This is a genomic window from Ectopseudomonas oleovorans, from assembly GCF_029845265.1.
GTDB lineage: Bacteria > Pseudomonadota > Gammaproteobacteria > Pseudomonadales > Pseudomonadaceae > Aquipseudomonas > Aquipseudomonas oleovorans.
Map to the genome: position 1 here is coordinate 1 of NZ_JAOCLK010000087.1, position 4,709 is coordinate 4,709.

Consider the following 4,709-nt stretch of genomic DNA (forward strand, 5'->3'; position numbering starts at 1 on the left):
CCCGAAATTCAGCGTTGGCGATTCCAGAAAGCGGCGATCAGCGGGTCCTTGAGGCGTTTTTCCAGTGCGAACAGGCCAATGTCATAAGCGGTGAGCGGTGGCTGGATATCGTAGATTCGGATGCGGGCGGTCAGCGGGCTGTTGTCCAGGACGATCTGCGGCACCACGCCGATGCCGAAGCCCAGGCTGACCATGCTGACGATGGCTTCGTTGCCGCTCACCTGGGCATAGATACGTGGCTTGATGTTGTGATGTTTCAGCCAGCGGTCGGTGCGCGTGCGGGCCAGGCCTTCTTCGGACAGAATCATCGGCACGTCCTTCCAGCTTTCCGCGCCCGGATGCTTGAGTTGTTCCTCGTTCAATAGCTGTGGTGCTTGCGGGCCGATAAAGCGCAATTCAGAGCGGGTGATCGACTGGAACACCACACCGTTGGGCAGGCTGTCGGGCAGGGCGCCAATGGCCAGATCTTCCAGGCCTTGCTGTACGCGCTCGACGGCTTTCGCCGGGTCGCCAGTGTGCAGTTTCATTTCGATGCGTGGGTAGTCCTGGCGGAAGCTGCTGAGGATGTCATAAAGGAAGCTGTAGCTGGCTGTGACCGAGCAGTACAGCGACAGTTCGCCGTGCAGGTTGAGCTGATCCTGCATGAAGGTCTGCCGTATTGCCTGCCAGCCATTGATGACCTCGCTGGCGTATTCGCGAAACTGCTGGCCTTCGCGCGTCAGGCGCACCGAGCGGTTGTCGCGCACGAACAGGGCGGCGCCGAGTTCATCTTCGAGCTGCTTGATGCTGCGGCTGAGCGCGGACGGGCTGACATGCTGTTCGCGACTGGTGCGGCCGAAGTGCAGATTGTCGGCCAGGGCGAGAAAAAGCCTGAGGGAATGGCTGTCCATCTATATTTCACAAATCGGCATGTTGTGTTGCAAATATATCATTTTACGCAATGGTGTGGATCACTTAAGGTGTCCTCGTCGCGGTGCTTCGCACCCATCCCTTTCGATTGAAAAGAGCCCACAACATGAAAGTTTATTACGACAAAGATTGCGACCTCTCCATCATCCAGGGCAAGAAAGTCGCCATCATCGGTTATGGCTCCCAGGGCCACGCCCAGGCTTGCAACCTGAAGGATTCCGGCGTTGACGTCACCGTGGGTCTGCGTAAAGGTTCCGCGACCGTGGCCAAGGCCGAAGCCCATGGCCTGAAAGTGGCTGACGTTGCCACTGCCGTTGCTGCTGCCGATCTGGTCATGATCCTGACCCCGGACGAGTTCCAGGGCCAGCTGTACAAGAACGAGATCGAGCCGAACATCAAGAAGGGCGCTACCCTGGCCTTTTCCCACGGCTTCGCCATCCACTACAACCAGGTCGTACCGCGTGCCGACCTCGACGTGATCATGATCGCGCCGAAGGCTCCGGGCCACACTGTACGTACCGAGTTCGTCAAAGGCGGCGGCATTCCTGACCTGATCGCGGTTTACCAGGACGCCTCCGGCAATGCCAAGAACGTCGCCCTGTCCTACGCCTCGGGCGTTGGCGGTGGTCGTACCGGCATCATCGAAACCACCTTCAAGGACGAGACCGAAACCGACCTGTTCGGTGAGCAGGCCGTTCTCTGCGGCGGCACCGTCGAGCTGGTCAAGGCCGGTTTCGAAACCCTGGTCGAAGCTGGCTACGCGCCGGAAATGGCCTATTTCGAGTGCCTGCACGAACTGAAGCTGATCGTTGACCTCATGTACGAAGGCGGCATCGCCAACATGAACTACTCGATCTCCAACAACGCCGAGTACGGCGAGTACGTGACCGGTCCGGAAGTGATCAACGCCGAATCCCGTCAGGCCATGCGCAACGCCCTCAAGCGTATCCAGGACGGCGAGTACGCCAAGATGTTCATCAGCGAAGGCGCCACTGGCTACCCGTCGATGACCGCCAAGCGTCGTAACAACGCCGCTCATGGTATCGAAGTCATCGGCGAGCAGCTGCGCTCGATGATGCCGTGGATCGCTGCCAACAAGATCGTCGACAAGGCCAAGAACTAAGGTCTGCGATGTGCGAAAGAACGCGGCTTTATGCCGCGTTTTTTCATTCTGGGGCGAGGCTTCTGGTATAAAGCCAGCTCACCGGAAGACGAACTGAGTTCAGTCGTCCCGGTTGAAATTCGTCAAACCCGTTGCAAGGTGCTGTTCATGAGTGAAGGTCCCGAGGATCAAAAGCCGGCTGGCGACAATCTGGAAAGCCTGCTGCCGATCGACGAGCACATAGAGGAAGGGCAGGACGCGGAAGGGCGCAAGGTGCGCCATCGTGGCATCTACCTGCTGCCCAATCTGTTCACCACGGCCAACCTGTTCGCCGGTTTCTATTCCATCATCAACGCGATGAACGGCAACTTCTACGTAGCTGCTGCCGCTGTGTTCGTGGCCATGGTGCTCGATAGCCTGGATGGGCGTGTGGCGCGCCTGACCAATACACAAAGCGCATTCGGTGCCGAGTATGACTCGCTTTCCGACATGGTCGCCTTCGGTGTGGCGCCGGCTCTGCTCGCATTCGAATGGGCGCTGGGCAGCATGGGAAAGGTGGGCTGGATGGTCGCCTTCATCTATGTTGCCGGGGCGGCGTTGCGTCTGGCCCGGTTCAATACGCAGATCGGTAGTGTCGATAAGCGCTATTTCATCGGTCTGGCCAGTCCGGCTGCGGCCGGTGTGGTTGCCGGGACCGTTTGGGCGTTCAGTGACTTCGGCATCAAGGGCTCGAACATGTCCTTCGCCGTGGCGTTGCTGGTGGCGGCTGCAGGTTGCCTGATGGTCAGCAATATCAAGTACTACAGCTTCAAGGATCTGGATCTGAAGGGGCGCGTGCCGTTCGTGGCCATTCTTGCCGTTGTGCTGGGGTTTGCGGTGGTATTCAGCGATCCGCCCCGTATCCTGCTTCTGATCTTCCTTGCCTACGCGTTTTCTGGGCCTATTCAGTACCTGTTGCAATTACGCCGTCGTAAATCGGCGTGATGCTGTAATTTCTTCCGCGTTCCGTGGTCTACAGTTCGCTTCTAGAACTGTAGTCGCGGAGTCGCCATGCTCATCCGAGTTCCCCCTTCCTCTCGGGCCCTGGAGTCCGAAGTCACCCCCGAGTCGGTTTATCTCTCCCGCCGCAAGCTAATGCAGGGCTCGCTGGCATTGGCGGCCATGGCTGCCATGCCGGGGCTGGCCAGTGCTTACGCTGCAGGTGTCTACGCGGATGTCGAGCCGTCGAAGCCTCCGGGCTGGTTTCAAGAGAAGCTGGCAGCAGCGCGCTGGCAGGCGATAACCGCTGAAGGTGAAAGCATCACGCCTTTCAGGGACGCCACGCATTACAACAACTTCTATGAGTTCGGCACAGGCAAGGGTGATCCGGCAGCCAATGCCGGCAAGCTACAGGTCGAGCCCTGGACGGTGATGGTCGATGGCGAAGTGAGCAAGCCAGGGCGCTACTCCATCGAGGATCTGGTCAAACCGCATGCATTTGAAGAGCGCATCTACAGGCTGCGCTGCGTCGAGGCCTGGTCCATGGTCATTCCCTGGCTGGGCTTTCCGTTGGCTGATCTGCTCAAGCAGGTCGAGCCCACTTTGTCGGCGCGCTATGTACGTTTCGAGACGCTGGTCGATCGTGAGCGCATGCCGGGCCAGCGCTCGGGGTTCTCTCTGATCGATTGGCCTTATGTGGAAGGCTTACGTCTGGACGAGGCCATGCATCCGTTGGCCTTCATGGCTGTCGGCATGTACGGCCGAGTGCTGCCGAACCAGAACGGCGCTCCCTTGCGTCTGGTGGTGCCCTGGAAATATGGTTTCAAAAGCATCAAATCCATCGTACGCATCAGCCTGGTGAGCGAGGCGCCTAAAACTACCTGGGAGCGCATTGCGCCGAACGAGTACGGCTTCTATGCCAACGTCAACCCGCAGGTGGATCATCCGCGCTGGTCTCAAGCAACCGAGCGGCGTCTGCCTAGCAGGTTGTTCAGCCCCAATGTGATCGATACACGGATGTTCAATGGCTACGAGGAGGTCGCTGACCTCTATGCGGGCATGGATCTGTCGAGGTACTACTGATGCGCTACAGGCTCTGGCGCGTCGGCGTATTCCTGGCTGCATCGGTACCGCCGCTGTATTGGCTGTACTGCGCCGTCTTCAATTTGCTGGGGCCTGACCCCGGTAAGGTGCTGGTGGATAACCTGGGGCTCGGTGCTCTGATCCTTCTGTTGATCACCTTGGCAATGACGCCGCTGCAGCAGTTGACGCGTTGGGGTGGGTGGATTGCCGTGCGACGACAGCTGGGACTGTGGTGCTTTGCCTACGTGACGCTGCACCTGTCCGGCTATGTGCTGTTTATCGCCGGGTTGCGTCTGGATCTAGTGCTTCGCGATCTTTCCGAGCGCCCGTACATCATTGTGGGTGCATTAGCTTTTGTTGGCTTGCTGGCTCTGGCCGTTACCTCCAACCGTTTCAGCATCAGAAAACTGGGTCGTAAGTGGAAGACGCTGCATCGCCTGGTTTACGCCATCCTGCTGCTGGCTTTGTTGCACATGCTCTGGGTGGTGCGGGCTGATCTGGGGGAGTGGCTCGCTTACGCGTTGATCGGTGGCGCGTTGCTGCTGATGCGTCTCTCCGCTGTCGCGGGCGCATTGCAGAGAGCGGGCGTCCTTTTTCGAGAGAATCCAAAGAAAATTGAAATATAAGCTTGACGCGC

The 4,709-nt window shown here is 58.8% G+C and carries 5 protein-coding genes; 4 read left to right on the forward strand and 1 reads right to left on the reverse strand.

Annotation, left to right across the window (positions count from 1 at the left end):
* Positions 1-8: 8 nt before the first annotated feature.
* On the reverse strand, positions 9-890 hold the full coding sequence (gene ilvY, locus N5J71_RS22010) for an HTH-type transcriptional activator IlvY (RefSeq protein WP_074861360.1): 882 nt from the start codon (positions 888-890) through the stop codon (positions 9-11).
* 83 nt (positions 891-973) lie between these two features.
* Here ilvY and ilvC point away from each other — a divergent pair, with 83 nt between their 5' ends.
* From ilvC to msrQ, 4 genes are all read left to right on the forward strand, one after another.
* Positions 974-2,032 (forward strand): ketol-acid reductoisomerase, encoded by a 1,059-nt coding sequence (gene ilvC / locus N5J71_RS22015; protein WP_302847419.1) that lies wholly within the window; start codon positions 974-976, stop codon positions 2,030-2,032.
* 147 nt (positions 2,033-2,179) lie between these two features.
* Positions 2,180-2,995, forward strand: coding sequence for a CDP-diacylglycerol--serine O-phosphatidyltransferase (pssA, locus tag N5J71_RS22020; RefSeq protein ID WP_045107781.1), 816 nt, complete (start codon positions 2,180-2,182; stop codon positions 2,993-2,995).
* Between the two features lie 66 nt (positions 2,996-3,061).
* Positions 3,062-4,072 carry a protein-methionine-sulfoxide reductase catalytic subunit MsrP gene (gene msrP, locus N5J71_RS22025; RefSeq protein ID WP_045107734.1) on the forward strand — a complete coding sequence of 337 codons (1,011 nt, stop codon included), beginning with the start codon at positions 3,062-3,064 and terminating at the stop codon, positions 4,070-4,072.
* Positions 4,072-4,698 carry a protein-methionine-sulfoxide reductase heme-binding subunit MsrQ gene (gene msrQ / locus N5J71_RS22030; RefSeq protein WP_279917651.1) on the forward strand — a complete coding sequence of 209 codons (627 nt, stop codon included), beginning with the start codon at positions 4,072-4,074 and terminating at the stop codon, positions 4,696-4,698. The genes msrP and msrQ overlap by 1 nt, the downstream gene beginning before the upstream one ends.
* Positions 4,699-4,709: the final 11 nt, after the last annotated feature.